The 25,334-nt window shown below is 61.7% G+C and carries 23 protein-coding genes; 20 read left to right on the forward strand and 3 right to left on the reverse strand.

Annotation, left to right across the window (positions count from 1 at the left end; all coding sequences use genetic code 11):
- Position 1 precedes the first annotated feature (1 nt).
- Positions 2-1,306, forward strand: a complete 1,305-nt coding sequence (gene preA, locus EU803_RS10105) for an NAD-dependent dihydropyrimidine dehydrogenase subunit PreA (RefSeq protein ID WP_129682380.1) — start codon at positions 2-4, stop codon at positions 1,304-1,306.
- 61 nt (positions 1,307-1,367) lie between these two features.
- On the opposite strand, the gene EU803_RS10110 is transcribed toward preA, so the two are convergent.
- Both EU803_RS10110 and EU803_RS10115 read right to left on the reverse strand, forming a co-directional pair.
- Positions 1,368-1,988 carry a TetR family transcriptional regulator C-terminal domain-containing protein gene (locus EU803_RS10110; RefSeq protein ID WP_129682382.1) on the reverse strand — a complete coding sequence of 207 codons (621 nt, stop codon included), beginning with the start codon at positions 1,986-1,988 and terminating at the stop codon, positions 1,368-1,370.
- 69 nt (positions 1,989-2,057) lie between these two features.
- Positions 2,058-2,699, reverse strand: coding sequence for a TetR/AcrR family transcriptional regulator (locus EU803_RS10115; RefSeq protein ID WP_129682384.1), 642 nt, complete (start codon positions 2,697-2,699; stop codon positions 2,058-2,060).
- 132 nt (positions 2,700-2,831) lie between these two features.
- Here EU803_RS10115 and EU803_RS10120 point away from each other — a divergent pair, with 132 nt between their 5' ends.
- The 19 genes from EU803_RS10120 to EU803_RS10210 all read left to right on the forward strand — a co-directional run bounded on the left by EU803_RS10120 (position 2,832) and on the right by EU803_RS10210 (position 24,389).
- Positions 2,832-4,082 (forward strand): Zn-dependent hydrolase, encoded by a 1,251-nt coding sequence (locus EU803_RS10120; RefSeq protein ID WP_129682386.1) that lies wholly within the window; start codon positions 2,832-2,834, stop codon positions 4,080-4,082.
- A gap of 46 nt (positions 4,083-4,128) precedes the next feature.
- Positions 4,129-5,583, forward strand: a complete 1,455-nt coding sequence (gene hydA / locus EU803_RS10125; protein ID WP_129682388.1) for a dihydropyrimidinase — start codon at positions 4,129-4,131, stop codon at positions 5,581-5,583.
- A gap of 1 nt (position 5,584) precedes the next feature.
- Positions 5,585-6,358 (forward strand): ABC transporter ATP-binding protein, encoded by a 774-nt coding sequence (locus EU803_RS10130; protein ID WP_129682390.1) that lies wholly within the window; start codon positions 5,585-5,587, stop codon positions 6,356-6,358.
- 36 nt (positions 6,359-6,394) lie between these two features.
- Positions 6,395-7,342: an ABC transporter permease gene (locus EU803_RS10135; protein WP_129682392.1), complete on the forward strand. Its 948-nt coding sequence runs from the start codon at positions 6,395-6,397 to the stop codon at positions 7,340-7,342.
- On the forward strand, positions 7,339-8,184 hold the full coding sequence (locus EU803_RS10140; protein ID WP_129682394.1) for an ABC transporter permease: 846 nt from the start codon (positions 7,339-7,341) through the stop codon (positions 8,182-8,184). The genes EU803_RS10135 and EU803_RS10140 overlap by 4 nt, the downstream gene beginning before the upstream one ends.
- Positions 8,185-8,240: 56 nt before the next feature.
- The gene (locus EU803_RS10145; protein ID WP_129682395.1) at positions 8,241-9,227 is read left to right on the forward strand and encodes an ABC transporter substrate-binding protein; all 987 of its coding nucleotides are present in this window, start codon (positions 8,241-8,243) and stop codon (positions 9,225-9,227) included.
- A gap of 159 nt (positions 9,228-9,386) precedes the next feature.
- A complete protein-coding gene (locus EU803_RS10150) occupies positions 9,387-11,390 on the forward strand; it encodes a hydantoinase/oxoprolinase family protein (RefSeq protein ID WP_129682397.1) in 2,004 nt (667 codons plus the stop codon).
- Between the two features lie 87 nt (positions 11,391-11,477).
- Positions 11,478-12,263, forward strand: coding sequence for a ThuA domain-containing protein (locus EU803_RS10155; protein WP_129682399.1), 786 nt, complete (start codon positions 11,478-11,480; stop codon positions 12,261-12,263).
- Complete coding sequence (locus EU803_RS10160; protein ID WP_129682401.1) at positions 12,260-13,315, forward strand: Gfo/Idh/MocA family oxidoreductase; 1,056 nt, start codon at positions 12,260-12,262, stop codon at positions 13,313-13,315. Before EU803_RS10155 ends, EU803_RS10160 begins: the two co-directional genes overlap by 4 nt.
- 56 nt (positions 13,316-13,371) lie before the next feature.
- The gene (locus EU803_RS10165; protein ID WP_129682403.1) at positions 13,372-15,042 is read left to right on the forward strand and encodes a glycosyltransferase family 4 protein; all 1,671 of its coding nucleotides are present in this window, start codon (positions 13,372-13,374) and stop codon (positions 15,040-15,042) included.
- A gap of 81 nt (positions 15,043-15,123) precedes the next feature.
- Positions 15,124-15,912 (forward strand): hypothetical protein, encoded by a 789-nt coding sequence (locus tag EU803_RS10170; protein ID WP_129682405.1) that lies wholly within the window; start codon positions 15,124-15,126, stop codon positions 15,910-15,912.
- Between the two features lie 3 nt (positions 15,913-15,915).
- The gene (locus tag EU803_RS10175) at positions 15,916-17,289 is read left to right on the forward strand and encodes a tetratricopeptide repeat protein (protein ID WP_129682407.1); all 1,374 of its coding nucleotides are present in this window, start codon (positions 15,916-15,918) and stop codon (positions 17,287-17,289) included.
- Positions 17,290-17,293: 4 nt separating this feature from the next.
- Positions 17,294-17,692, forward strand: a complete 399-nt coding sequence (locus EU803_RS10180; RefSeq protein ID WP_129682409.1) for a DUF6165 family protein — start codon at positions 17,294-17,296, stop codon at positions 17,690-17,692.
- Positions 17,692-18,456: an FkbM family methyltransferase gene (locus EU803_RS10185; protein WP_129682411.1), complete on the forward strand. Its 765-nt coding sequence runs from the start codon at positions 17,692-17,694 to the stop codon at positions 18,454-18,456. The genes EU803_RS10180 and EU803_RS10185 overlap by 1 nt, the downstream gene beginning before the upstream one ends.
- A 97-nt stretch (positions 18,457-18,553) precedes the next feature.
- The gene (locus tag EU803_RS10190) at positions 18,554-19,399 is read left to right on the forward strand and encodes a flagellar motor protein MotB (protein ID WP_129682413.1); all 846 of its coding nucleotides are present in this window, start codon (positions 18,554-18,556) and stop codon (positions 19,397-19,399) included.
- A 102-nt stretch (positions 19,400-19,501) separates the two neighbouring features.
- Positions 19,502-20,803 carry a flagellar hook-basal body complex protein gene (locus EU803_RS10195; RefSeq protein ID WP_129682415.1) on the forward strand — a complete coding sequence of 434 codons (1,302 nt, stop codon included), beginning with the start codon at positions 19,502-19,504 and terminating at the stop codon, positions 20,801-20,803.
- Positions 20,804-20,825: 22 nt separating this feature from the next.
- Positions 20,826-22,274: a flagellar hook-associated protein FlgK gene (gene flgK / locus EU803_RS10200; protein ID WP_129682417.1), complete on the forward strand. Its 1,449-nt coding sequence runs from the start codon at positions 20,826-20,828 to the stop codon at positions 22,272-22,274.
- Between the two features lie 10 nt (positions 22,275-22,284).
- Positions 22,285-23,286, forward strand: a complete 1,002-nt coding sequence (locus tag EU803_RS10205; RefSeq protein WP_165352812.1) for a flagellin — start codon at positions 22,285-22,287, stop codon at positions 23,284-23,286.
- Between the two features lie 8 nt (positions 23,287-23,294).
- Entirely contained in the window at positions 23,295-24,389 is a 1,095-nt protein-coding gene (locus EU803_RS10210; RefSeq protein WP_129682760.1) for a flagellar basal body P-ring protein FlgI, read from the forward strand.
- Positions 24,390-24,592: 203 nt separating this feature from the next.
- Here EU803_RS10210 and fliP read toward each other — a convergent pair whose 3' ends face one another.
- The gene (gene fliP / locus EU803_RS10215) at positions 24,593-25,327 is read right to left on the reverse strand and encodes a flagellar type III secretion system pore protein FliP (RefSeq protein ID WP_129682421.1); all 735 of its coding nucleotides are present in this window, start codon (positions 25,325-25,327) and stop codon (positions 24,593-24,595) included.
- Positions 25,328-25,334 lie beyond the last annotated feature (7 nt).

Here is a 25,334-nt window from a genome sequence, read left to right on the forward strand (position 1 = left end):
CATGGCTGACCTGAAAAGCAATTTCCTTGGGATTTCTTCGCCCAATCCGTTCTGGCTGGCCTCGGCCCCGCCGACTGACAAGGAATACAACGTCCGCCGCGCGTTCGATGCCGGTTGGGGCGGTGTCGTCTGGAAGACGCTGGGCGCCGAAGGGCCGCCGGTCGTCAACGTGAATGGCCCGCGCTACGGGGCAATCTGGGGCGCTGACCGTCGCCTTCTGGGTCTGAACAACATCGAACTGATCACCGACCGTCCGCTTCAGGTGAACCTGGACGAAATGACCCGGGTCAAGAAGGACTACCCCGACCGTGCGCTGATCGCCTCGATTATGGTGCCTTGTGATGAACAGTCGTGGAAGGACATCCTGCCGCGCGTCGAAGACACCGGTGCCGACGGGATCGAATTGAACTTTGGCTGTCCACACGGCATGGCCGAACGCGGGATGGGGTCCGCCGTTGGGCAGGTGCCGCAATACATCCAGATGGTGACCGAGTGGTGCAAGATGTACTACTCCAAGCCCGTGATCGTGAAGCTGACGCCGAACATCACCGATATCCGCTTTCCCGCCCGCGCGGCCAAAGCCGGTGGCGCGGACGCGGTCAGCCTGATCAATACGATCAACTCCATCACCTCGGTCGATCTTGACAACATGGCGCCCGAACCGACCATCGGCGGTAAGGGGACACACGGCGGATATTGCGGCCCGGCGGTCAAACCCATCGCGATGAACATGGTGGCCGAGATCGCCCGCGACGGGGAAACCCGCGGCCTGCCCATAAGCGGTATCGGCGGTGTCACAACTTGGCGCGACGCCGCGGAATTCATGGCGCTGGGCGCGGGCAACGTGCAGGTCTGCACCGCGGCCATGACCTATGGCTTCAAGATCGTTCAGGAAATGATTTCAGGCCTGTCCCAGTGGATGGACGAAAGGGGCTATACCTCTATCGATCAGTTCGTCGGCAGCGCGGTCCCGAATGTCACCGACTGGCAGTATCTGGACCTGAACTATGTCACCAAGGCCAAGATTGATCAGGATGCCTGTATCAAGTGCGGTCGGTGCTATGCCGCCTGCGAAGATACTTCGCATCAGGCGATTTCCATGTCGGCCGATCGCGTGTTCGAGGTGATGGACGACGAATGTGTCGCCTGCAACCTGTGCGTCAACGTCTGCCCGGTCGAGGGGTGCATCACAATGGAACAGATGGCGCCGGGTGCTATCGACCCACGCACCGGCAAGACGGTCGAGGCGGATTACGCGAACTGGACCACCCATCCCAACAATCCCTCTGCCAAAGCGGCAGAGTAGAGAGGCTTTCTCCCCGACTGGCCGGGCCTTCGGGTCCGGCCGATCTTTGTCAGATCAGGCTCTATTCAGGCGAAAGCAGGCGGGTAAACAGCCTGTCCATATAGGCGGAAGCCCCTTCATAGGGGTCGGTTTCGCCGATCACGGCATGGACCTGAACGTCAAAGTCCGCGTAATGCTGCGTCATCGCCCAGATCGAAAAGATCAGATGATAGGGGTCAACCTCGGCGATCTTTCCGGCCTCGCTCCATCCCCTGATGACCGCTGCTTTCTCATCGACCAGCTGTTTCAAATCGCCCTTCAGGTCGTCGATGATCCGTGGCGCGCCTTGCAAAACCTCGTTCGCGAAAAGGCGGCTTTCGTGCGGGTAGTCCCGGCTCAGGTCCAGCTTGCGGTGGACATAGCCCAGAATCTCTTTGATCGGGTCGCCGTCCGGGTTCATCGTTCGAAGCGGGTCGAGCCAGGTATCGAGCAGGTTTTCAAGAAGGGTCCGGTGGATCGCTTCCTTGCCGTCGAAGTAATACAGGATGTTCGGTTTCGACAGGCCCGCCTCGGTCGCAATTTGATCCAGCGTCGATCCCCGATACCCGAACTGGGAAAAGACCCGCAGCGCCGCTTCGAGGATTTTGCCCCTGTTGCGTTGCTGGATCCGGGTGAACTTGGGTTTCGGTTGACTCTGCGCCATTGGCACCTGCTTTGCGGTTCTTGAAAACCGTCATAGCATCCGTTTCCCCGCAGTGCGAGCAAACTTGACCTATTGCGCGGGCCGGGCGCCGATGCCCTTCAGGATGATCGTCTTGACCGACTCTTTCACGTCCCGCCATTGTCGGTCGCTGAGTGGTCGGCCGTTGTTCAGGGTTTCGATCTGGTGACCAAAATCCGCATAGTGCTGGGTTGTCGCCCACAGCATGTAGAGAAGGTGACGCGGGTCGATCGGGTCCATCAGCCCGGCATCAATCCATCGCTGGATGACGGCCATCCGCCCATCGGTCCATTCCACAAGCGTGGTTTCAAGATAGTCCTGAATCACGGGCGCGCGGTGCATCACCTCGGACGCCCATACCTTGGACCCCGCAGGATGTCGTCGGCTGATCTCCAGCTTGGCGTCGATATAGGCGCCAAGCCCCTCGATCGGGCCGGGCGCTTCGTCGAAGATATCCGCAGCCTTCAGCCAGTCGTGAAAGATATTCTGAACGACCTGACGATAGAGCGCCTCTTTCGTCGGGAAGTAGTAATGCAAATTGGCCTTTGGCAGACCCGCCATATCCGCGATGAGCTGCACCGTCGCGCCACCGAACCCCGCCTCGGCAAAGACTTTTTCCGCTGCCTCTAAAATGAGCTTCTCGTTCTCCTCGCGGATCTCTTTCTTGGTCAGCGGGCGGGCCTGGGATGCCATGTGCAGCGCCTTTCGACAATTTTCTTGACCGGTTGGTCAGGTTGTGGTGCCATGATCTCGACCATATGGTCAGGATCTGGGCCGATCAAGAGACCGATGACGGCGGGGCCCAACTGACAAGGGAGACGACGAATGGCAGCACCGGGTGAAAACCTGCGCATCAATGGCGACCGGCTGTGGGACAGCCTTATGGAAATGGCCAAAATCGGGCCGGGAATCGCAGGCGGAAACAACCGTCAGACCCTGACCGACGAGGACGGCGAGGGCCGCCATCTGTTCAAGAAATGGTGCGACGAGGCGGGGTGCACCATGGGTGTCGATACCATGGGCAACATGTTTGCACGGCGCGAAGGGACGGACCCGGACGCGCTGCCGGTCTATGTCGGGTCGCATCTGGATACCCAACCGACGGGCGGCAAATACGATGGCGTCCTCGGGGTTCTGGGCGGATTGGAAGTTATCCGCAGCCTCAACGACCTTGGGATCAAGACGAAACACCCGATCGTCGTTACCAACTGGACGAACGAGGAAGGCACCCGCTTTGCGCCTGCGATGCTGGCCAGTGGGGTTTTTGCCGGGAAGCATGCCCAAGACTGGGCCTATGACCGGACCGACGCCAAGGGCAAGAAATTCGGCGAGGAGCTGGAGCGGATCGGTTGGAAGGGCGACGAACCCGTCGGCGCCCGCAAGATGCACGCCTTCTTTGAATTGCACATCGAACAGGGCCCGATCCTCGAGGCTGAGGGTAAGGATATTGGCGTTGTGACCCACGGGCAGGGGCTCCGCTGGATCGAATGCACGGTGACCGGTAAGGAAAGCCATACCGGTTCCACCCCCATGCACATGCGCAAGAACGCGGGCCGGGGTTTGGCATTGGTCACCGAACTGGTTCATGAGATTGCGATGAAGAACCAGCCGAACGCGGTGGGCGCGATTGGCCATATCGATGTCTATCCCAACAGCCGCAATATCATCCCCGGCAAGGTTGTCTTTACCGTGGATATGCGCACCCATCTGCTGGACAAGCTGAACGCGATGGTCGCGGAGTTCATGGAGCGGGCGCCGAAGCTGTGCGAGGAGATCGGCGTAGAATTCTCAAGCGAGATTGTCGGCCAGTTCGATCCGCCCGCCTTCGACGAAGGCTGTGTAAAGGCCGTGCGCGATGCGGCGGAACGGCTGGGCTATTCCCATATGGATATCGTCTCGGGCGCGGGCCATGATGCCTGCTGGATCAACGATGTTGCCCCGACCGCGATGGTGATGTGCCCCTGTGTGGACGGACTGTCGCACAACGAGGCCGAGGAGATTTCCAGGGAGTGGGCGGCCGCCGGCGCGGATGTGCTGTTCCATGCGGTTGTGGAAACCGCCGGAATTGTAAGCTGAATGCAGCAATTCAGCCTTATTAGAGACGCATGACAGGGAGAGTCACATGACCACAGTCATCAAGAACGGAACCGTTGTTACCGCTGATCTGACCTATAAGGCGGATGTGTCGATCGACGGCGGCAAGATCGTTGAAATCGGTCAGGGCCTGAAAGGGGACGAGGTTCTGGACGCCACCGGCTGCTATGTCATGCCCGGTGGGATCGACCCGCATACCCATCTGGAAATGCCGTTCATGGGCACCTATTCCAGCGATGATTTCGAAAGTGGCACCCGGGCGGCGCTGTCTGGCGGCACCACGATGGTTGTCGATTTCGCGCTGCCGTCGCCCGGTCAGGGCCTGCTCGACGCGATCCAGATGTGGGACAACAAATCGACCCGCGCCAATTGCGACTACTCGTTCCACATGGCCGTCACATGGTGGGGCGAACAGGTTTTCAACGAGATGGAAACCGTGGTCCGTGACAAGGGGATCAACACCTTCAAGCATTTTATGGCCTACAAGGGCGCGCTGATGGTGAACGACGACGAGATGTATTCGTCGTTCAAACGGCTGGCCGAACTTGGGGCCATTGCCATGGTTCACGCCGAGAATGGTGATGTGGTCGCGGAACTGTCCGCCAAGCTGCTGGCCGAGGGCAATACCGGGCCCGAGGCCCATGCTTATTCCCGCCCCAGCCAGGTCGAGGGCGAGGCCACCAACCGCGCGATCATGATCGCCGATATGGCGGGTGTGCCGCTTTATGTTGTTCACACCTCTTGTGAAGAGGCGCATGAGGCCATCCGCCGGGCCAAGCAGAACGGCAAACGGGTTTGGGGGGAACCGTTGATCCAGCACCTGACGCTGGATGAAAGCGAATACTTCAATCCCGATTGGGACCATGCCGCGCGCCGGGTCATGTCGCCGCCGTTCCGCAACAAGAAACATCAGGACAGCCTGTGGGCCGGTCTGCAATCGGGCAGTCTGTCGGTCGTCGCGACCGACCATTGCGCCTTTACCACGGATCAGAAACGCTTTGGCGTCGGCGATTTCACCAAGATCCCGAATGGCACCGGCGGGCTGGAAGACCGGATGCCGATGCTGTGGACCCATGGGGTGAACACGGGCCGCCTGACGCCGAATGAATTCGTTGCCGTCACATCGACCAATATCGCCAAGATCCTGAACTGCTATCCGCGCAAGGGGGCGGTTCTTGTCGGGGCGGATGCCGACCTTGTGGTCTGGGATCCCGAGAAGGAAAAGACCATCACCGCGAAGACCCAGCAATCCGCGATCGACTATAATGTCTTCGAGGGTCAGCATGTGAAGGGGCTGCCGCGCTTTACCCTGACGCGGGGCCATGTCGCCGTTCATGACGGAGAGATCCGGACCAAAGAGGGCCATGGCGAGTTCGTGAAGCGGGAACCGAACACGGCGGTGAACAAGGCCCTGTCCCAGTGGAAGGAACTGACCAGCCCGCGCCCGGTCCAGCGGTCCGGCATTCCGGCGACGGGGGTGTAACTTGGCAGTCATCGAAGCCTCTGGGCTGGATCTGACCTTTCAGACGAACGACGGCCCGGTTCATGCCCTTCGGGATGTGAACCTCAGTGTCGAACAAGGCGATTTCGTCTCTTTCATCGGGCCGTCGGGCTGCGGGAAGACGACGTTCCTGCGCTGTATCGCCGGGCTGGAAACGCCGACCGGCGGCTCGCTAGCGGTCAACGGGATGACCCCGGACGAGGCGCGCCGGGCACGCGCCTACGGCTATGTCTTTCAGGCGGCGGGCCTTTATCCGTGGCGGACGATTGGCGGCAACATCCGCCTGCCGCTCGAGATCATGGGGTTTTCCAGGGCGGATCAGGCCGAGCGCGTGCAAAAGACGCTCGAACTCGTCGATCTGGCCGGGTTCGAGAAGAAATTTCCTTGGCAACTGTCCGGCGGGATGCAGCAACGCGCGTCGATCGCGCGGGCGCTGGCGTTTGACGCCGATATCCTGCTGATGGACGAACCCTTTGGCGCGTTGGACGAAATCGTGCGCGACAAGCTGAACGAAGAACTTCTGAAGCTTTGGGCGCGGACCGAAAAGACCATCGGCTTCGTGACCCATTCGATCCCCGAGGCGGTTTACCTGTCGACCAAGATTGTCGTCATGTCGCCGCGCCCCGGGCGGATCACGGATGTCATCGAAAGTACCCTGCCAAAGGACCGGCCGCTGGATATCCGCGACAGCAAGGAGTTTATCGACATCGCCCACCGGGTACGGGAAGGGCTGCGTGCGGGGCATGTGGATGACTGAAAACAGTCTCTATGTAGGCCAAGCGAGGTGGAAACGATGAACCGCTTCCTGCCTGTCCTGACGGTTGTCGCGGCGATCCTTGCGGTCTGGTATGTCGCCTGCATTCCCATGAACGTTCAGGAGGTTCTGACGAATGCCGAACGCGCGGGCGCGGTGGTCGAACCGGAGGGGGCTGCGAACCGGCGGGATCTGAACCGGATCGGGCTAGTCTTCTCCAACACCGAACATCTGGGTGCAAGCTGGTCGACCGAGCGGGCGCGACTTCCATCCCCGCACCAGATCGCGGCAGAGCTTTGGGCCAGCACTTGGCAGGAAGAGGTCTATGGCCGTCGCGGGATTGTAAACTCTGGCAGTTTTTCGAACCGGTCGCTGATCTACCATGGCGGTGTCACTCTGGGCGCGACCTTCGTCGGCTTTCTGATCGGGTCGGCGCTGGGCGTCTTGCTGGCGGTGGGCATCGTGCACAGTCGCACCATGGATCGCAGCGTAATGCCTTGGGCCATTGTCAGCCAGACGGTGCCCATTGTCGCGCTGGCGCCAATGATTATCGTTGTTCTCTACTCTATCGGGATCAACGGGCTCTTGCCCAAGGCGATCATCAGCGCCTACCTCAGCTTCTTTCCCGTGGTTGTGGGGATGGTGAAAGGGCTGCGCAGTCCCGATGCGATGCAGCTTGACCTTCTGCACACCTATCATGCCAGCAAGTCCCAGACCTTCTGGAAGCTGCGCCTCCCGTCGTCGGTGCCCTATCTTTTCACGTCCCTCAAGATCGGGATCGCGGCCAGTCTGGTCGGCGCCATCGTGGGCGAATTGCCGGTGCAGCGGGGCGGGCTGGGCGCGCGGATGCTGGGCGGGTCCTACTATGGCCAGACTGAACAGATCTGGGCGGCACTCTTCGTGGCGGCGGGCCTGGCGGCGACGATGGTCTGGCTGATCGGCTGGATCGAGGCCCGGACCCTGCGCCGGATGGGGGTGCAGCCATGACGCTTGTCGTTGTTGCAGTGGTCGTCTGGATTGCCGCTTGGGCCTTCAACAGCTGGCTGTCGAACGGGCCGCTGGCTAATGCTCGCTGGACCGGATTGGTCGTGCCGGTTGTCTTTGGTCTGACGGTTCTGGCGGTCTGGGAACTGGTCGTGCGCGGCCTTGCGGTGCCGGCGGTGATCCTGCCCCCGCCAAGCGCGATTCTTGCCACGTTTGGGACCAGCCTGCCGATCCTGTGGGAAGATTTTGCACAGACTTTTCTGAAAGGGGCGCTGGCGGGCTATATCGTCGGCTGCGGGGCGGCCTTCCTGACGGCAATCGTCGTCGATCGATACGATTTTCTGCGGCAGGGCCTGCTTCCGGTCGGGAACTTCATGGCCGCGCTGCCGATTGTCGGAACCGCCCCCATCCTTGTGATGTGGTTCGGGTTCGATTGGCAGTCGAAAGCGGCGGTCGTGGTCGTGATGGTATTCTTCCCGATGTTGGTGAACACCGTATCGGGCTTGCGCGACACAACCACCATGCAGCGGGATCTGATGCGGACCTATGGGGCAAGTTACCTGCAAACCCTGATCAAGTTGCGGCTGCCTGCCGCGATGCCGTTCATCTTCAACGGGCTGAAAATTGCGACAACCTTGGCCCTGATCGGCGCAATCGTGGCCGAATTCTTCGGGTCGCCGACCCGGGGGATGGGTTTTCGCATTTCCACGTCAGTCGGCCAACTTGCGCTTGATATGGTCTGGGCGGAAATCGTTGTCGCGGCGCTGGCGGGAAGCCTGTTCTATGGCACTGTGGCCCTGATCGAAAAGGGGGTGACCTTCTGGCACCCCAGTCAAAGAAAATAACAACAACCGACCCTCGAGGCCGGGCAACAAATCCAACCTGACAAGGAGGTCAGACAATGAAGAAGACGATGATCGCAGCAACCGCAGCGATGGGCTTTGCCGCCCCCGCATTTGCGGCGGACGATGTGACGCTGCAACTGAAATGGGTCACGCAGGCCCAGTTCGCGGGCTACTACGTTGCCCTTGATCAGGGCTTCTACGACGAGGAAGACCTGAATGTGACGATCCTTCCTGGCGGCCCCGACATCGCGCCGACGCAGGTGATTGCCGGGGGCGGGGCAGATGTGACCGTCGAATGGATGCCCGCCGCTTTGGCCGCGCGCGAAAAGGGCCTGCCGCTGGTCAATATCGCCCAACCGTTCAAGTCCTCCGGCATGATGCTGACCTGCTGGGGGGATGTCGGGATTGACGGGCCGGACAGCCTTGTCAACCGGACGCTGGGTGTCTGGTTCTTCGGGAACGAATTCCCCTTCATGAGCTGGATGGCGCAATTGGGTATCGAAACCGATGGCGCGGACGAAAACGGTGTCGAAGTGCTCAAGCAGGGGTTCAACGTCGATCCGCTGCTTCAACGGCAGGCCGACTGTATCTCGACCATGACCTACAACGAATATTGGCAGGTCATTGACGCGGGCGTTGCGCCCGAGGAACTGATCACCTTCAAGTATGAGGATCAGGGCGTCGCAACACTGGAAGACGGGCTGTATGTCTTGGAGGAGAACCTTGACGATCCGGCCTTTGTCGACCGGATGACCCGTTTTGTCCGCGCCTCCATGCGGGGCTGGAAATGGGCCGAGGAAAACCCCGAAGAGGCCGCGATGATCGTTCTCGACTATGACGAGACCGGCGCACAGACCGAGGGCCACCAGATCCGGATGATGGGCGAGGTTGCCAAGCTGACTGCCGGGTCCAACGGGGCGCTTGATCCGGCCGACTATGAACGGACAGTTGCGACGCTGCTGGCCGGTGGGTCCGACCCGGTCATTACGGCAGAGCCGGAAGGTGCTTGGACGCACGTCATCAGCGACGCGGCGCTGCAATAGGCCGGTCAAATCTGACCTGAGACTGGGCGCTCCGTTTCCAACGGGGCGCCCTTTTTCCATGGGATTATCCCGATTCCGTCCCGCTTCGCCGTTTTTTGCCGTTGCCCGGGGTCGATCATCCGCTAAGTGAGGCAAGCTGCAACGAACTGGATCAGGAACATGGCCTATTTGCTGGGTGTCGACACGGGCGGAACCTATACGGACGCTGTTGTTCTGGACGACCAGAACGACCGGGTTGTCGCCAGCGCCAAATCGCTGACGACCCGACCGGATCTGTCGTTGGGGGTTGGCCGCGCGATCGATGCCGCGATCGAAAGGTCCGGGGTCTCTGTCGCCGACGTCGCCATGGTGTCCTTGTCGACAACGCTTGCCACTAACGCGCTGGTCGAAGGGCAGGGTGGCCGGGTCGCACTGATCTTCATCGGCTTTGACGAGGCCGAATTGGGTCGCGCCGGGTTGTCGGATGCACTTGCCGGTGATCCCGTAATTCTGGTTTCCGGTGGGCACAGCCATTCCGGGGCTGAGGCAAAGGCGTTCGATGCCGATGCGCTGCGCCGTGCCCTGAGCCATCTTCCGGCGGGGATCACCGGCTTTGCCGTCGCATCTAGCTTTGCCACCCGGAACCCGGCCCACGAGGTTGCCGCGCGCGACATCATTCGGGACATGACCGGCCGACCGGTCACCTGTTCGCACGAGCTTTCATCGGCGCTGGGTGGTCCAAAGCGGGCTTTGACGGCGGTCCTGAACGCGCGGCTGATCGGCCTGATCGCCCGGCTGATCGAAGCGTGCGAGGCGCATCTGGCCAAGATCGGGGTCGATGCCCGGCTGATGGTGGTGCGCGGTGACGGTGCCCTGGTCAGTGCCGATCTGGCGCGGGAAAAACCCATTGAAACCATTCTGTCGGGCCCGGCGGCCAGCATCGCGGGCGCCAGTTGGCTGACCGGGGAGACCGATGCGCTGGTCAGTGACATCGGCGGGACCACGACCGATGTCTGCCTATTGCGTGATGGTCGCCCCAAGATCGACCCGCAGGGTGCCCGCGTCGGTCAGTTCCGCACCATGGTCGAGGCCGTGGCGATGCGCACATGGGGCCTTGGCGGCGATTCAGAGGTACATCTGAACGAAGGGCTTTCCGGTGGCCTACGGCTGGGTCCGCGCCGGTTGATGCCGGTCTCCCTCTTGGGCCGGGATTATCCGGACCTTGTTCACAAGGCGCTGGATCGGGCCTTGTCCAGCGACCTGCCCGCCGATGACGGGGCGCGGTTTGTCGTGCCCCTGTGGGCGGATATGCCCGAGGGGCTGGACGCCCGCGAAACCGCCGTGGCCCAACGGCTGCAGTACGGTCCCCTGCGGATGGGCGAGGCGGTACAATCCCGGCTGGAAGGTCCGGCGCTGGGCCGGATGGTGTCGCGCGGACAGGTGATGATTTCCGGCGTGACCCCATCGGACGCCAGCCATGTTTTGGGCATGGTTAGTGACTGGGACGGCGAAGCCGCCGAAAAGGCACTGACCCTATTTGCCCGTCGGCGCATGGGCAACGGAGACCGGATCGCGCCGGATGCCGAAACCGTTGCAAAACGGATCGTGGCGCAGTTGCGCGCCCAGACCGCTGAGTGCCTTCTAGAGGCGGCATTCGCCGAAGACGGGGGCGAGTGGGAAGATCCTTCCCGGCTCGCGGTGCATCCTCTGACCCGCGCGGGGTTGGACGGGCACCGGGGGGTTCTGAACCTGTCCATGTCATTGGGCGTTCCGGTGATCGGGCTTGGGGCATCGGCCGGGTCCTACTATGGCCCGGTTGGCGAGAGGTTGGGCACCCGTATGCTGTTGCCCGAGCACGCAGATGTGGCGAATGCAATCGGCGCGGTCGTCGGGCAGGTCTCTATGCAGGTAAGCGGGTCGGTTTCCTCTCCGGGGCCGGGCATGTTCGTGGTTCATCTTTCCGACGGTCCGAAACAATACCCGGATCAGGCCAGCGCCATTGCTGCCTTGCGCGAGGCGCTGAGCCATGAAGCACGGAATCGTGCGACTGCCTCTGGTGTCGAGGAGGTGCGTCTGTCCGTTGAACAGGACGTCAAGGAAGTCGAAATCGAAGGGCAGTTGATGTTTATCGAGGCGCATCTGCGGGTGATTGCCCAAGGTCGCCCGCGCATCGCGTCGAACTGATCCAAATTGCCACTGGACCGGTGCACCTGTTTCCGCTAACGCTGACTCAAGCCAAAGCGCTTTGACAAGCCAATATGGAGACCGAAAATGACTATCCGTACCGTCGTCTGGGGTGAAAACGTTCACGAACAGACCAATAAAATCGTTGCCGATCTTTACCCCGATGGGATGCATGGGTGCATTGCGGCAGCGCTGAACAGCGACCCGCAGATCACCGCCACTACGGCGGTTTTGCAGGATGCCGAACATGGCCTGCCCGATTCGCGTCTGGCCGAAACCGATGTCTTGCTTTGGTGGGGCCATGCCGCCCACGGCGACGTCTCGGACGAGGTTGTTGAACGTGTTGCCGAACATGTGTGGTCGGGGATGGGGCTGATCGTCCTGCATTCGGGCCATTTCGCGAAAATTTTCAAGCGATTGATGGGCACCCCCTGCAACCTGACCTGGCGCGAAGCGGGCGAGCGGGAACGGCTTTGGCTGACCTCGCGCAATCACCCCATCGCAGCGGGCCTGCCGGACCACTTTGAGCTGGAAAACGAAGAGATGTACGGCGAACCCTTCGGCATTCCCGAGCCGATGGAAACCGTGTTCGTCAGCTGGTTCCAGGGCGGTGAAGTGTTCCGTTCCGGCGTGACCTACAAGCGGGGCGCGGGCAATGTGTTCTACTTCCGGCCCGGCCACGAAACCTACCCGACCTATCACGATGCAAACGTCCAGCAGGTGCTGCGCAACGCGGTGAAGTGGGCCCACAACCCCGCCGCGCGAGTCGCGAATCCGACCGACGCCCCCAACGTTCCGGTGGACGAGGCCCCCGAGAAGATCGAAGAGCGCGGCCCCCGCCTGCATAAAGATGGCGAGGAAGGCTACAAATGAAGCCGGTTCGCGTCATCATTCTAGGCACGGGCGGAATGGCCCGTGCCCACGCCGAGGCCTATCAGGCGATCGACGGGGTCGAGATCGTTGCCGGGATCGACACCAACGCTGATCGGCTTGCCGCGTTCAACGAGAAATTCGGCATCCCGAACGGGTTCGCGTCGATCGACGAGGCGCTGGCCTGGGGCGAGTTCGATGCTGTGTCCAACGTCACCCCGGATGCCGTGCACCACCGCACCACGCTTCCGTTCCTTGCGGCGGGCAAGCATGTCCTCTGCGAGAAACCGCTGGCGGCGAATTATGCCGATGCCATCGAGATGGCAAAGGCCGCGGCAAGGGCCGGCGTCGTCAACATGGTCAACCTGTCCTACCGCAACGTCCCGGCCTTGATGGAAGCGGCGCGTATGGTCGCGGCCGGTGAAATTGGCGAGGTGCGCCATTTCGAGGCCGCCTATTTGCAAAGCTGGCTGACCCAGCCTGCATGGGGCGACTGGAAGACCGAAGAACAGTGGCTTTGGCGTCTGTCCACCGCGCATGGATCCATGGGCGTGCTGGGCGATGTCGGCGTCCACATCATCGACTACGCGAGTTTTGCGGCAGGTGCCGCGCCCAAGTCGGTCTCTTGCCGTTTGACGACCTTTGACAAGGCCGAAGGCGGGCGGATCGGGGACTATGTCCTTGATGCGAACGACAGCTTCAACATGCATCTGTCGCTGGAGAACGGCGCGGTCGGGGTGATCCATGCGACCCGTATGGCAAGCGGTCATTTCAATGACCTGACCCTGCGCCTGTTCGGCACCAAGGGCGGGCTTGAGGTCCGGTTCGAGAAAGAGGTGAGCCTTCTGCGCGCCTCGGTTGGCGACGACATGCTGACCGCGACCTGGCGCGATGTGGACTGCCCGCAGGTGGATCTGAACTACGCTCGCTTTGTCGCGGCCATCCGCGAGGGCAAGCAGGTTGATCCCGATTTCGCCCGTGGGGCCGCCCTGCAGAAGGTTCTGGACCTTGCGGTCGATTCCGACAGCCAGGGTTGCGCCGATCTGAAGGTCTGACTTGCGCCTTTACGTTGACCCGGCCAAGGTCGGGTCGACAACACAGGCAGGCAAGTATGGCGATCAAGGAACCACCGGCGATCTTCTTTCACCCCGATGCGGTGGAGACCAAGGGCAAGGATCTTGTGGGCCGCAGATCGGCGGGGGAATCCTTCCTGAAGGGGTTCTTGCGGCATACGCCGGGGGACCACGTCAATGCCGTGACCGAGACGCCCGCCTCGGCGAAAGCGTTTGAAGTCCGTGCGCGGGAGCTTGGCGAAACCCGACCGATCAAGGTCGACACCCTGCGCGGCCCATCCGATTTCACGCGCGCAGGCTGCATTTTCTTTCCGGGGCCGGGATACCTTTCGGCGGCATGGCGGCGGCAACGGTTCGGGCCGCAGAAATGTTCGCTGGTCGGGATCACGCACACCGTATCGACCCGCCGTGTGATCGAGGGCATCCATTCCACCCTGAATGAACCGGTCGAGCCGTGGGACGCAATCATTTGCACGTCGCGCGCGGTGCATTCGGTGGTCGCCCGACAGTTGGAACTGGAAGCGGAATATATGCGCAGCCGCTACGGCGCGACGCGGGTGCCGCAACCCCGATTGCCGATCATCCCCTTGGGGATCGAAACCGCCGATTTCTTGCGCAACGATGACCTGAGGGCCGAGGCGCGGGCGAAATTCGATGTGCCCGAGGAGGCTGTGGTCTTCCTGACGGTCGGGCGCTGGACCGTCATTGAAAAAGCGAACCCCGTGCCGCTGTTTCTGGCATTGGAGGACGTGGCCAAGTCACTTGGCAAGCCCGTGCACCTTTGGATGGTGGGTTGGAGTTCGCGGGACGAGGAAGAGAAAATGCATCGCGACGGGGCCGCACTCTGCGCCCCGACCGTCACAACGCGGATGATCGACGGGCGCGACCCTTGGGTCCGGCGGGCGATCTGGTCGGGGGCGGATGTCTTTACCCTGCCGGTCGACAATATTCAGGAAACCTTTGGCCTTGTCCCGGTCGAGGCGATGGCGGCCAGCCTTCCGGTCGTGATGCCTGACTGGAACGGGTTTCGGGACACGGTGATTGAGGGCGAAACCGGGTTTCTTGTCCCCACCCGGACGGTGCGGCCCGGTCTGGGCCGCAAGATTGCCGAGCGCTTTGCCGATGGGACCGATGACTATGTCCGCTACTTGTCGATGGTCGCTCAGCAGACCCAAATTGACCTGCCTGCCTATACCGAGGCCCTGCTTCGGCTGGCCCGCGACCCGGACTTGCGGGAGCGAATGGGGTCTGCCGGTGCGACCCATGCCAAGGCGCGGTTCGATCTGGCGACAGTGGTTCCGCAATACACCGACCTCGCCGAAGAACTGGAACAGCTGCGGGCCGACGCCGTGGCGACAACGCCGCCGCTTCGGTCCGGGCCGGTCAATCCGCTCGAGGTGGACCCGTTCGACCTTTACCGTCACTACCCGTCCGTCATGATCGGACCAAAAGACATCGTCACTTTGGCCCGTCCCTATTCGAAAGAGACGCTTGCCGCGTTGGATACGGTCAACGGGCGCAATGCCTACAGCCGAAAGATCGTCGCGGAATCCCTTTTGGAGAGGCTCTGCGCCTGTCTGGAAGGCCGGGGACCGATGCCGGTGTCGGACCTTGCGCAGGCGGTGAAGGCTGACGGGTTGGTGACCGAAAGCGCGATTGTCTTCCTCGCAAAGTTCGGATTTGTGAACATTTCCTCAACCTCGCCCTGATTGGGCCTGCTTTTGACTACAATTTCGGTTAACCTTTCCGCGCGACAAGGGCGGAAGACCCTTTGGTTGAGGTAAGAGCATATGCAGTTATCCGTTCACTTCGAAAACACCCAAGGAACCGAAGCCGGGTCCGGCCCGGTGACCGTTGGCTGGTTCTTGAACCAGCAAAAGGGCGGCATCGTCTATTTCCCACCCGAGCGCGTTCGCGGGGCGGAGAAGAACAAGACACATGCGAAAAGCGCGTCGCGCTGTCCGGCGGTGATCAACCTGGAAAGCCGGTATTTCGTTATCCGCTGTCCCTTCGACCTGCACCTTGGGTTCACCCGCGACGACAAGGGCAAACCGCATATCCGAAACCTGAACGGTGACATGTCGGGTATCCGCGCCAGCAAACTGGCCGAAAAGATCCACATGACCCCCGAGAAAGAGTGGCGTTACGCCGGGATTCCGACGATCCAGCTTGTGCTGCCTTACGTCTTCATCGCCGATGAACCGGTCTATGCGAGCCAGGTCGCGCCCTTCATGCATTACCAAAAGACCCCGATGCCGGGCACGATCTTTGGTGGGCGGTTCCCGATCAACGTCTGGCCGCGCCCGCTCATGTGGGCCTTTGAATGGCACGAGACCGACAAGCCGCTGAAGATCAACCGCGGCGATCCGTTGTTCTATCTGACGTTCGAAACGGTTCCGCAGGATCGGTCCGTCGTCGTTGTCGAGACCGAGGTGACCCCGGAACTGACCGATTACATGGAGCTGATTTCGGGCGCGGTGAACTATGTCAACCAGACCTTCAGCCTGTTCGAAGCCGCGGAAGAGCGCCGCCCGGAAACCCTGATCCGCCCGGTGAAGCGCCGGCCGACCAAGGACTGATCCATGCCGTCCAATCCGATCTCGCAGGCGGACTGGCGTCTGCGCGCCGTTCGCCTTCACCAGTCGGGCAAGACGGAAGAGGCGCAGCGCGACTACGCGGCCTATCTGTCCCGTTACCCGGATGACCCCGGTATCTGGTCCAATCTTGGTGCGCTTCTGCGGCGCGCCGGGCGGCATGAGCTGTCGCTTCGTGCACACGAGCGGGCCAATGCCTCGGGCGTGACTGACAAGGGCATTCGTAACAACTATGCCAATATTCTGAGCGACCTCGGCCGATATGACGACTCCCTTGCGATCCGGCGGTCGCTTCTTGCCAAATTCCCGGATGACGCCGATCAAAAGGCAATGATTGGCCGGTGTTACCGTGGCAAGGGTGACTATCATACCGCAATCGACTGGCTGACCATGGCGGTTGCCGACCACCCCGATCACGCAGAACTGCGCATCCAGCTTGCCTTTGCGCAGCTTGGCGCGGGCGACTACGCCAATGCCTTTGAAACCTACCGCGCCCGCTGGCGGGGTGAAGAACTGACCCCCCGCAACCTTCCCTGGCCCGAGTGGCGGGGCGAGGATGTGGATGGCAAAACCGTGCTGGTCCTGACCGAACAGGGGTTTGGTGACGCGGTCCTGTTCACTCGCTTCCTGCCTTGGCTCAAGGCGCGTGGTGCGCGGGTTCTTTTCCTGTCTGAACGCCCCATGCTGCGCCTGTTTGACGGGTTGGACGGCGCCGATTGGGTCGGCAAGTCCATGCCGGAAGGCGAACAGGTCGATTTTTGGGTCAATATGATGGACCTGCCGCTGATCGGTCTGGAAACAGAGGCCGATATCCCCGCCCCGACCCGGTTGAACGTTCCGGCGGATTCGATTGACCGGGCCAAGGCCATAACGGCTCCGCACCGTGATCGGTTTCGCGTTGGCGTGGTCTGGACCGGATCGGCGACCTACAAGGGCAATGCCTTTCGGTCATTCAGCCACCGTGACTTCCATCCGCTCATCGACGTGCCCGGTGTGCAGCTATTCTCGCTCTACAAGGGGCCGTATCTGGATGCGTTTCATGCCGATGGCACCTCGGCCCTTGTCGTGGATACGGCCAGCACCGACCGCGATTTTGCCGATTGCGCCGCCACGATGCAGGAGATGGACCTGATCATCACCTCGGATACGGCGACGGCGCATATTGCCGGGTCTTTGGGCCTGCCGACCTGGGTGCTGCTGCACTGGGATGCGTTCTGGGTCTACCGGCACGCGGGCGACACCACACCGTGGTATCCCTCCATGCGCCTTTACCGTCAGGACGCGCCGCTTGATTGGGACAGCGCCATGGCCAAAGTTGAAACCGATCTGCGGGCCCTTGTGGCGGCCCGGAAAGCGAAGTGATCCGATGAACGATATTCTTGTACCCATCGCCCCGGGCGAGTTGATCGACAAACTGACCATCCTGCGGCTGAAGTCGGAACGGATCGACGATCCTGCGAAGCTGAAGAACGTCCGCCACGAACAGGAGGTTCTGACCCGCGTCGCGGACAAGGCGATGGAGAAAGGGCCCGAGCTTTCGGCCCTTTGGGAGGAGCTTTACCAGATCAACGCGGATCTTTGGGTGATCGAGGACGATATTCGCCACTGCGAGGCGGCGGGAGATTTCGGGCCAGAGTTCATCCGGCTCGCCCGCGCCGTCTATGTCACCAACGACCGGCGTGCCGATGTGAAGAAGCGGATCAACCTGCTTTTGGGCTCGGCCATTGTCGAGGAAAAATCCTACGTCGACCATGGGGCCGGTTGATGTCGGTTTCTGACCACATCCGCGCTGCGCAGGCAGAGTTGAAGACCGCCCAGTCGCTCTTGTCCAAGGCATTGGCGACCGAGAAGTCGCGGCGGCGCGGACCCATCGTGCGGCAGCTATATGACGTGCGGCGGATGTTGGACCCCAGCCTTCCTTATGCGTCGCAGGCCGGGCAAGACATGGTTCTGGACGGGTTGTTTCAAAAAAAGACCGGCGGCACCTTTGTGGACATCGGCGGCTATGACGGCGTGACCGGATCGAACACGCTTTTCTTTGAACAGAACCGCGGCTGGACCGGGGTTCTGGTCGAGCCGATGCCGGATCAGCTGGCCAAGGCCGGTGCGGCGCGCAAGTGTCCCTGTCTTGGATATGCGGCCGCTGACCGGGACGGCGAGGCGACCTTCATCGCGGTGACCGAGGGCTTTACCCAGATGAGCGGGCTGGAAGCGACCTATGACCCGTCCATGCTGACCCGCGTCCGGAACGATCCCCGCCACGCGGAATCCGCGATAACCGTCCAGACCCGGATGATCTCCTCTATCCTGAAAGAGGCTGCGCTGACGGAACCGGATTTCATCTCTCTCGATATCGAAGGGGGCGAGCTGGCCGCGTTGCGGGTGTTTCCATTCGACAGGCATGCTGTCCGCGCTTGGGCGATTGAGAACAACACGGGCACTCCCGAGATAGCCCAATTGATGAAGGCGAATGGCTACGACCTTGTTGAATTCTGCGGCCCCGATGAAATCTACCTGCGGCGATCCTAACGCGACCGCATTTCCAGACAATTGAACCTGTTAGGCCATGGTTAAGGCGTCTCCTCTAACCATCGACCCCGGGTGAGAATTGAATGGTGGTGGTGATATGGGCGCAGCAGGTGCAAATGCCCCGATAATCATTAAGCGCAAAAAGGTCATCGCCGGTGGCGGTCACCATGGCGGCGCGTGGAAAGTGGCCTATGCGGATTTCGTGACCGCAATGATGGCGTTCTTCATGTTGATGTGGCTTCTGAACGCGACGACGGAACAGCAGCGCAAGGGGATCGCCGACTATTTTTCCCCGACCTTGCCCGTGAACCGGATATCCGGGGGCGGCGATGGGATGTTCGGCGGCGACAATATCTTGTCCGAACAGACGCTCGCCCAGAATGGAACCGGGGCCAGCCATCTGGTGGCCGGGGATGAGGCGGTGACCAACCAGTCCGCCGAAGCCGAGGCGTCCGCCGCGGCCGCGGCCGCCATGGTTGCGGTTCTGGAGGAGGTCGAGACGGTTCTACTTGGCCGGGGTGGTGAAAGTGCGCTGCCCGAGGAGGCCCTGCGCCATATCGTTACGCGACTGACGGACGAAGGTTTGGTCATCGAGATTTTCGATGTCGATGGGGTCAGCCTGTTTGAGGGTGACACGGCGGTCCCCTCGACCGTCATGACCGAAGTCGCTGTCGTTCTGGGCCGGGTCTTTGCGATGGTCGAGAACCCGGTCGCGTTCGAGGGTCACACCGCTGCCCGTCCGATTGTTGTTCTGGATAGCCCGGTTTGGGATCTGTCCACTGACAGGGCCATGGTGGTCCGGAAGTTGATCCAAGGCGCCGGGGTGGCACCATCGCGGATCGCCCGGGTGACGGGCCATGCCGACCGCGATCTGGCCAGCGCCAACCCCATGTCCGTCCGCAACAACAGGATCGAAGTGACCTTGCTTCGATCGGATCAGTAGCAAGGAACTGGATCGAATTTTAGAGGTTAGGCCGCTGTTAAGCTCCTGCGCGCTAGGGATGGGAAGATCATTCATCGTCCATTGACGCAGAAAGGCTCAACCATGACGATTTCCTCTTCCCTGAACGCCAGCGTTGCGGGTCTCGCCGCCAACGCCACGCGTCTTGCCGCGATTTCCGACAATATCGCGAACTCGTCGACCTTTGGCTACAAACGGGCCGTGACCGATTTCCATTCCATGGTCATCGAAAACGGGGCGGGAACCTACGCCGCCGGCGGGGTTCGGACCACGAACATGCGCCTGATCGACCAACGCGGTTCGCTTGTTTCCACGGCCAACGCAACCGATCTGGCAGTGCGCGGGCGGGGTATGCTGCCTGTGACGTCAGAGGCATCGGTCAGCGTGGACAATGGTGAGAACCCCATGTTTCTGACTACGACAGGATCGTTCCGGACGGACGACCTCGGCTACCTTAGAACGTCCAGCGGGCTGATCCTCATGGGCTGGCCCGCCTTGCCCGACGGGACGATTCCGACGTTTCCCCGCGATACCTCGGATGGGCTGGAACCGATCCGGATCAACTCCAACCAGTTCGCAGGCGAAGCAACGACCTTCATCGAACTTTCGGTAAACCTTCCTGCCACCTCGACCGATTCCACGTCGACGGGCGAAACCGAGGAACTGTCGGTTGAATACTTCGACAACCTTGGCAAATCGGAGAATCTCTCGATCGAGTTCATTCCGACCGTCCCCGGTGCCGGCTCTTCCAACCAATGGACCATGGTCTTGCGGGACAGCGCCTCGGGCGGGGCCGTTGTCGGTGAATTCGCGCTGGAGTTCGATGACACCCGCGGCGCGGGCGGGACGCTTCTGTCGGTCACGCCAATTTCCGGGGGCACCTACGACGCGGTGACCGGTCAGTTGTCGATCAACGTGGCGGGTGGTCCGATGGACGTCGGGATTGGCCCGCTTGGAAGTTCGACCGGGCTGACTCAGCTGTCGGACGCATTCCAGCCGGTCACCATCTCGAAGAACGGCACGCCGGTCGGCAATCTTACCTCGGTCGAAGTTGACGCGAACGGTTTCGTCCGGGCTTCTTTCGACATCGGTATCAATCGGGTCCTTTACCAGATCCCTTTGGTCGATGTGCCAAACGTGAACGGGCTGGAGGCGCTGGACTACCAGACCTATCGCGCCACCCCCGACAGCGGCACGTTCTTTCTCTGGGACGCGGGGGACGGACCGACCGGTGACATCGTCAGTTTCGCGCGCGAGGAATCGGCAACGGATGTTGCAGGCGAACTGACCGACCTGATCCAGACCCAGCGGGCCTACTCCTCGAATGCAAAGGTCATCCAGACCGTAGACGAGATGTTGCAGGAGACCACCAACATCAAACGCTAATCTATGACAACGGAGACACGACATGAGCATATCTCACGCCCTTTCCAACGCGCTGACGGGGCTGACCGCAGCCTCTCGCAGGGCCGAGGTCGTGTCTTCGAATCTCGCAAACGTCATGACCGAAGGATACGGTCGGCGCACGCTGGAGTTATCCGCGCATCAGCTTGGCGGCACAGGCGCAGGGGTCCGGATCGACGGTGTCCAGCGTATCGTCGACAGAGGCATTCTCGCCGATCGGCGGCTTGCCGATGCGGGACTCGCTGGACACCGCGACATGACCCGAATGCTTGGCAGGTTGGAGGCAATCATTGGGACGAGCGGGTCGGGCACCAGCCTTGCCGACCGGATCGCGGGTCTGGAACAGGCGCTTGTTTCGGCGTCATCCGATCCGGCCTCGGACATTCGGTTGGGAGAGGTGCACCGCCGGTTGACAGACGTGGCCAGCGCGCTGAACGATTCCGCCGATGGTGTTCAGGCCCTGCGGCAAGAGGCCGACGCCAGCATCGCCGCACAGGTTGAAACGCTGAACACCTCGCTGGCGCAGGTCCAGCAACTGAATGCGGATATCTCGCGCGCTGTAATTGCCGGGGACGATTCATCCGCCCTGATGGATCAACGGCAGCGTGTCGTAGACCGGATCGCCGAAATCGTGCCGACCCGCGAAATGGCGCGGCCCAATGGCCAGATCGCGCTGTTCACCCCGACAGGCGGCACCCTGATCGACGGGCCAGCGCCCGAATTCGGGTTCCAGCCGGTGAATACCATCACGGCCGATATGTCGATGGCCAGCGGAGGGGTATTCGGGCTGACGCTGCGGGGTGATCCGGTCGACCCGGTGAACGGCATCGGCAAGTTTGACGGCGGAAGCCTTGGGGCCGCCTTTGCCATGCGCGACCGCACCCTGGTCGAGGTTCAGACCAACCTTGATGCCGTCGCTCGCGACCTTGTCGAACGGTTCCAGGATAGCGGCGTCGACCCGACGCTTGCGCCCGGCGGGGCGGGGCTGTTCACCGATGCCGGGGCTGGTTTTGATCCGCTGGACACCCCTGGGCTGGCGGGTCGGATCGCGGTGAACGCGGCCATTGATCCAGCGTCCGGCGGAGAGCTGTCCCGGATCAGGGACGGATTGGGCGCGGCCACGCCCGGCCTGGCAGGCGATTCCGCCCAGATCAACCGCCTGATCGACGCGCTGTCCGATATGCGGCCGACCCATCTCGGTGGGTCGCCCGATGGTGCCGCCGGTCATGCGGGCCGCCTAGTTGCCGGGCTCGGTATTACCCGCGTCACGGCCGAGGACCAGTTGGCCTTTGCGCAGGCCCGGCAGGAGACGATCAAGCAGGCGGAACTCGCCGGGGGTGTCGACAGCGACACCGAACTTCAGAACCTCCTGCTGATCGAACAGGCCTTCGCTGCGAATGCGCGACTGATCCAGACCGTGGACACCTTGATGCAACAATTGTTGGAGATTTGAGATGGTGTTAATGTCCATCGGTGACCTGTCGAGCCACTTCGTGGCCCGACGTCAGAACTTCATGCTCAAGTCTCGGTTGGCTACCCTGTCGCAGGAGCTTAGCACCGGACAAGTTGCCGATATTGCGAAACACCTTGGTGGTGATGGAAGCCGCCTTGCGGCGATTGACCGTGGCCTCTCTGTTGCCGAGGGGTTTGAGCGGTCGGCAAGCGAAACCGCCGACATGCTGGCGCTGATGCAAATCACCCTTGGACGGGTCGAGGACCGGCGCCAGTCGATGTCCAACACAATGCTGCATATTACACCGACAAGCCCTGCCGATCTTGTCGATGCGGCTGCGCAAAGCGGCCGCGAGGGGTTTGCCGATGTTGCCCACGCCTTGAACGCGCGATTTGCAAGCCGGGGTTTGTTCGCCGGGGCGGCGACGGATGGGGCGGCCCTGGCCGATCCCGAGGAGATGCTGGCCGATCTGTCCGTGGCGGTTGCCGGTGCGACGGATGCCGCCAGCGTGGAGGCCGCTGTCGACGCATGGTTCAACAGTCCGGCGGGCGGATTTGCGACCCTCGGTTATCTGGGCAGCACCGGACCCAACATGGTCCGCCGCATCGATCAGGGGCAGGATGTTTCCATCGATGTGCGTGCTGACAGCTCGGAACTGGTCGAGATTCTGAAAGCGTCTGCCCTCGCTGCCATGGCCGGTCCAGACGGCCCGGTCCTTCCGAATGAAGAGCGGGCCGCACTTGTCCGCTCTGCGGGTGATGCATTGCTCGGTGCGGGCCATGGTCTGGTCGCCGTGCAGGCCCGCATCGGGTCTGAAGAGGCTCTCGTGGAAGAGATCCGCGCGGGACATTCGGCGCAACGGACCGCATGGGAAATGGCGCGGCAGGGCATGGTTGCCGCTGACCCATATGAGACAGCGACTGCCCTGCAAGAGGTCGAGTTGCAGCTTGAAACCCACTACACTCTGACGGCCCGGTTGTCGCGGCTAAGCCTAACGGAGTACCTGCGTTGAAACAGTTCATTCTGACCCTTCTGACCGCCGCGCTGGCCTTCGCCTCTCCGGTCAGCGCGTCTCCGATCCGGCTCAAGGATCTTGTCGAATTCGACGGGGTCCGGTCGAACGATCTGGTGGGCTATGGTCTTGTCGTCGGGTTGAACGGCACGGGCGACGGGCTGCGCAACTCGCCCTTCACCGAGGAGATCATGTCGAACATCCTCGAACGGCTTGGTGTCAACGTCACTGGGGAACAGTTTCGTCCGCGCAACGTCGCAGCTGTGATCGTCACGGCCAGCCTGCCCCCGTTTTCCCGGGCGGGAAGCCCGATCGACGTAACGGTGTCCGCAATCGGCGACGCCAAGAGCCTTCTGGGCGGCACGTTGATCATGACCCCCCTGAATGCCGCTGACGGTGAGATCTACGCCGTGGCGCAGGGGACGATCATCGCGGGTGGCGCATCGGCCGAAGGTGACGGCGCGAGCGTTGTCCAAGGCGTTCCGACCTCGGGGACTATCCCCTCTGGCGGAACCGTCGAACGTGAAGTGGCATTTGAATTCTCGGATCTCAGTTCCGTTCGGCTGGCCCTGCGGACACCGGATTTCACGACGGCTGGGCGGATTGAAACCGCGATCAACAATGACTTTGGGCGCGGCGTTGCCCTGATGCTCGATCCCGGAACCGTCTATATCGACATCGCGGCCACAGGCATGCCGTCGCCGGCACATGCGATGGGCCGGATCGAAAACATCCTAGTCGAGCCCGAACGACGTGCCAGGGTTGTCGTGGACCAGCGGTCCGGCACCATCGTGATGGGGGATGACGTGCGGATCAGCCGGGTTGCCGTCAGTCAAGGCAACCTGACCCTGCGCATTCAGGAACAACCGTTGGTGATCCAGCCGAACCCGTTCTCTCCCGGCGATACAATGATCGTTCCACGCACCGACGCGACTCTGGAGGAGGAACCCGGCATCGGCCTTGCCGAGATCAGTGAGGGGACGAGCCTGTCCGAGGTTGTGGCCGGGTTGAATGCGCTGGGCGTGGCCCCGCGCGACATGATCGACATCCTCAAAAGCATCAAGGCGGCGGGCGCTCTGCACGCCGAATTCATCGTTCGCTAGCCGAACAACCCTTCCGAAAACCTCAGCCGCCCCATGACCGGGGCGGCTGTCGGTTGTCTGGGCCTTCAGGTTTGGGCGTCTGGGTCTACGCCCAAGACCCCTGAAGGTGGATGTGCAGGGCAGTGGAGTAGAAAGAGGATGGGAGAGCGGCGCGGACTTTTAGCGGCTGCAATTGGTACCCGACCGGATGCGATCCAGAACGGCTAGAAATAGCTTCTCACAAGGCTGCTGGCGATCAGGCTCCAGCCGTCAGCGACAACGAAGAAGGCCAGCTTGAATGGCAAGGACACGATCGCGGGTGGAACCATCATCATCCCCATCGACATGAGTACGGCCGCAACGACAAGGTCGATGATCAGGAAGGGCAGGAAGACGAGAAACCCGATCTGGAACGCGCGCTCGATCTCGCTGAGAAGGAATGATGGCACCAGTACCGAAAGCGGCGCCTCGACCACGGGTTGATCAACCGCAATTCCCGGGCGCAGGCTTGCAAGGGTCTCGAAGGTGTCGGGTGCGATCCGGCCGGACATGAAGATCCGGAAAGGATCCAGCGCGAGGACAAGACCGTCTTCCATGCTGATCGCCCCCTCGATCAGGGGTTCGATGCCGCTCTGCCAGGCCGCGACAAAGACAGGCTCCATCACGAAGTAGGTCAGGAACAGGGCCAGGCTTACGATGAGCATGTTGGGTGGCGATTGCTGCAGGCCGATCCCCTGCCGAAGGATCGACAGAACGGTCACGAGAAAAGGAAAGCAGGTGATCATGATTGCGAGCCCGGGAACGAGGCTTAGAACCGTGATCAGGACAAAAAGCTGGATCGACCGGGCCGCCAGTGACCCGTCGTCGCCAAATGTAATCGTTACCTCTTGGGCGATTCCGGCGTTTGGCAGGGTTGCCGCAAGAACAAGCGCCGGGAGCAGGAGCCAGAACCGTGACATCCCACCG

Origin of the sequence: Loktanella sp. IMCC34160 (assembly GCF_004145845.1) — a bacterium.
Lineage (GTDB): Bacteria > Pseudomonadota > Alphaproteobacteria > Rhodobacterales > Rhodobacteraceae > SELP01.

Excerpts from the sequence above, each read along its gene's own strand:
- preA (WP_129682380.1), top strand. The coding sequence starts at position 2 with ATGGCTGACCTGAAAAGCAATTTCCTTGGGATTTCTTCGCCCAATCCG.
- EU803_RS10110 (WP_129682382.1), bottom strand. The coding sequence starts at position 1,988 with ATGGCGCAGAGTCAACCGAAACCCAAGTTCACCCGGATCCAGCAACGC.
- EU803_RS10115 (WP_129682384.1), bottom strand. The coding sequence starts at position 2,699 with ATGGCATCCCAGGCCCGCCCGCTGACCAAGAAAGAGATCCGCGAGGAG.
- EU803_RS10120 (WP_129682386.1), top strand. The coding sequence starts at position 2,832 with ATGGCAGCACCGGGTGAAAACCTGCGCATCAATGGCGACCGGCTGTGG.
- hydA (WP_129682388.1), top strand. The coding sequence starts at position 4,129 with ATGACCACAGTCATCAAGAACGGAACCGTTGTTACCGCTGATCTGACC.
- EU803_RS10135 (WP_129682392.1), top strand. The coding sequence starts at position 6,395 with ATGAACCGCTTCCTGCCTGTCCTGACGGTTGTCGCGGCGATCCTTGCG.
- EU803_RS10140 (WP_129682394.1), top strand. The coding sequence starts at position 7,339 with ATGACGCTTGTCGTTGTTGCAGTGGTCGTCTGGATTGCCGCTTGGGCC.
- EU803_RS10145 (WP_129682395.1), top strand. The coding sequence starts at position 8,241 with ATGAAGAAGACGATGATCGCAGCAACCGCAGCGATGGGCTTTGCCGCC.
- EU803_RS10150 (WP_129682397.1), top strand. The coding sequence starts at position 9,387 with ATGGCCTATTTGCTGGGTGTCGACACGGGCGGAACCTATACGGACGCT.
- EU803_RS10155 (WP_129682399.1), top strand. The coding sequence starts at position 11,478 with ATGACTATCCGTACCGTCGTCTGGGGTGAAAACGTTCACGAACAGACC.
- EU803_RS10160 (WP_129682401.1), top strand. The coding sequence starts at position 12,260 with ATGAAGCCGGTTCGCGTCATCATTCTAGGCACGGGCGGAATGGCCCGT.
- EU803_RS10165 (WP_129682403.1), top strand. The coding sequence starts at position 13,372 with ATGGCGATCAAGGAACCACCGGCGATCTTCTTTCACCCCGATGCGGTG.
- EU803_RS10170 (WP_129682405.1), top strand. The coding sequence starts at position 15,124 with ATGCAGTTATCCGTTCACTTCGAAAACACCCAAGGAACCGAAGCCGGG.
- EU803_RS10175 (WP_129682407.1), top strand. The coding sequence starts at position 15,916 with ATGCCGTCCAATCCGATCTCGCAGGCGGACTGGCGTCTGCGCGCCGTT.
- EU803_RS10180 (WP_129682409.1), top strand. The coding sequence starts at position 17,294 with ATGAACGATATTCTTGTACCCATCGCCCCGGGCGAGTTGATCGACAAA.
- EU803_RS10185 (WP_129682411.1), top strand. The coding sequence starts at position 17,692 with ATGTCGGTTTCTGACCACATCCGCGCTGCGCAGGCAGAGTTGAAGACC.
- EU803_RS10190 (WP_129682413.1), top strand. The coding sequence starts at position 18,554 with ATGGGCGCAGCAGGTGCAAATGCCCCGATAATCATTAAGCGCAAAAAG.
- EU803_RS10195 (WP_129682415.1), top strand. The coding sequence starts at position 19,502 with ATGACGATTTCCTCTTCCCTGAACGCCAGCGTTGCGGGTCTCGCCGCC.
- flgK (WP_129682417.1), top strand. The coding sequence starts at position 20,826 with ATGAGCATATCTCACGCCCTTTCCAACGCGCTGACGGGGCTGACCGCA.
- EU803_RS10205 (WP_165352812.1), top strand. The coding sequence starts at position 22,285 with ATGTCCATCGGTGACCTGTCGAGCCACTTCGTGGCCCGACGTCAGAAC.
- fliP (WP_129682421.1), bottom strand. The coding sequence starts at position 25,327 with ATGTCACGGTTCTGGCTCCTGCTCCCGGCGCTTGTTCTTGCGGCAACC.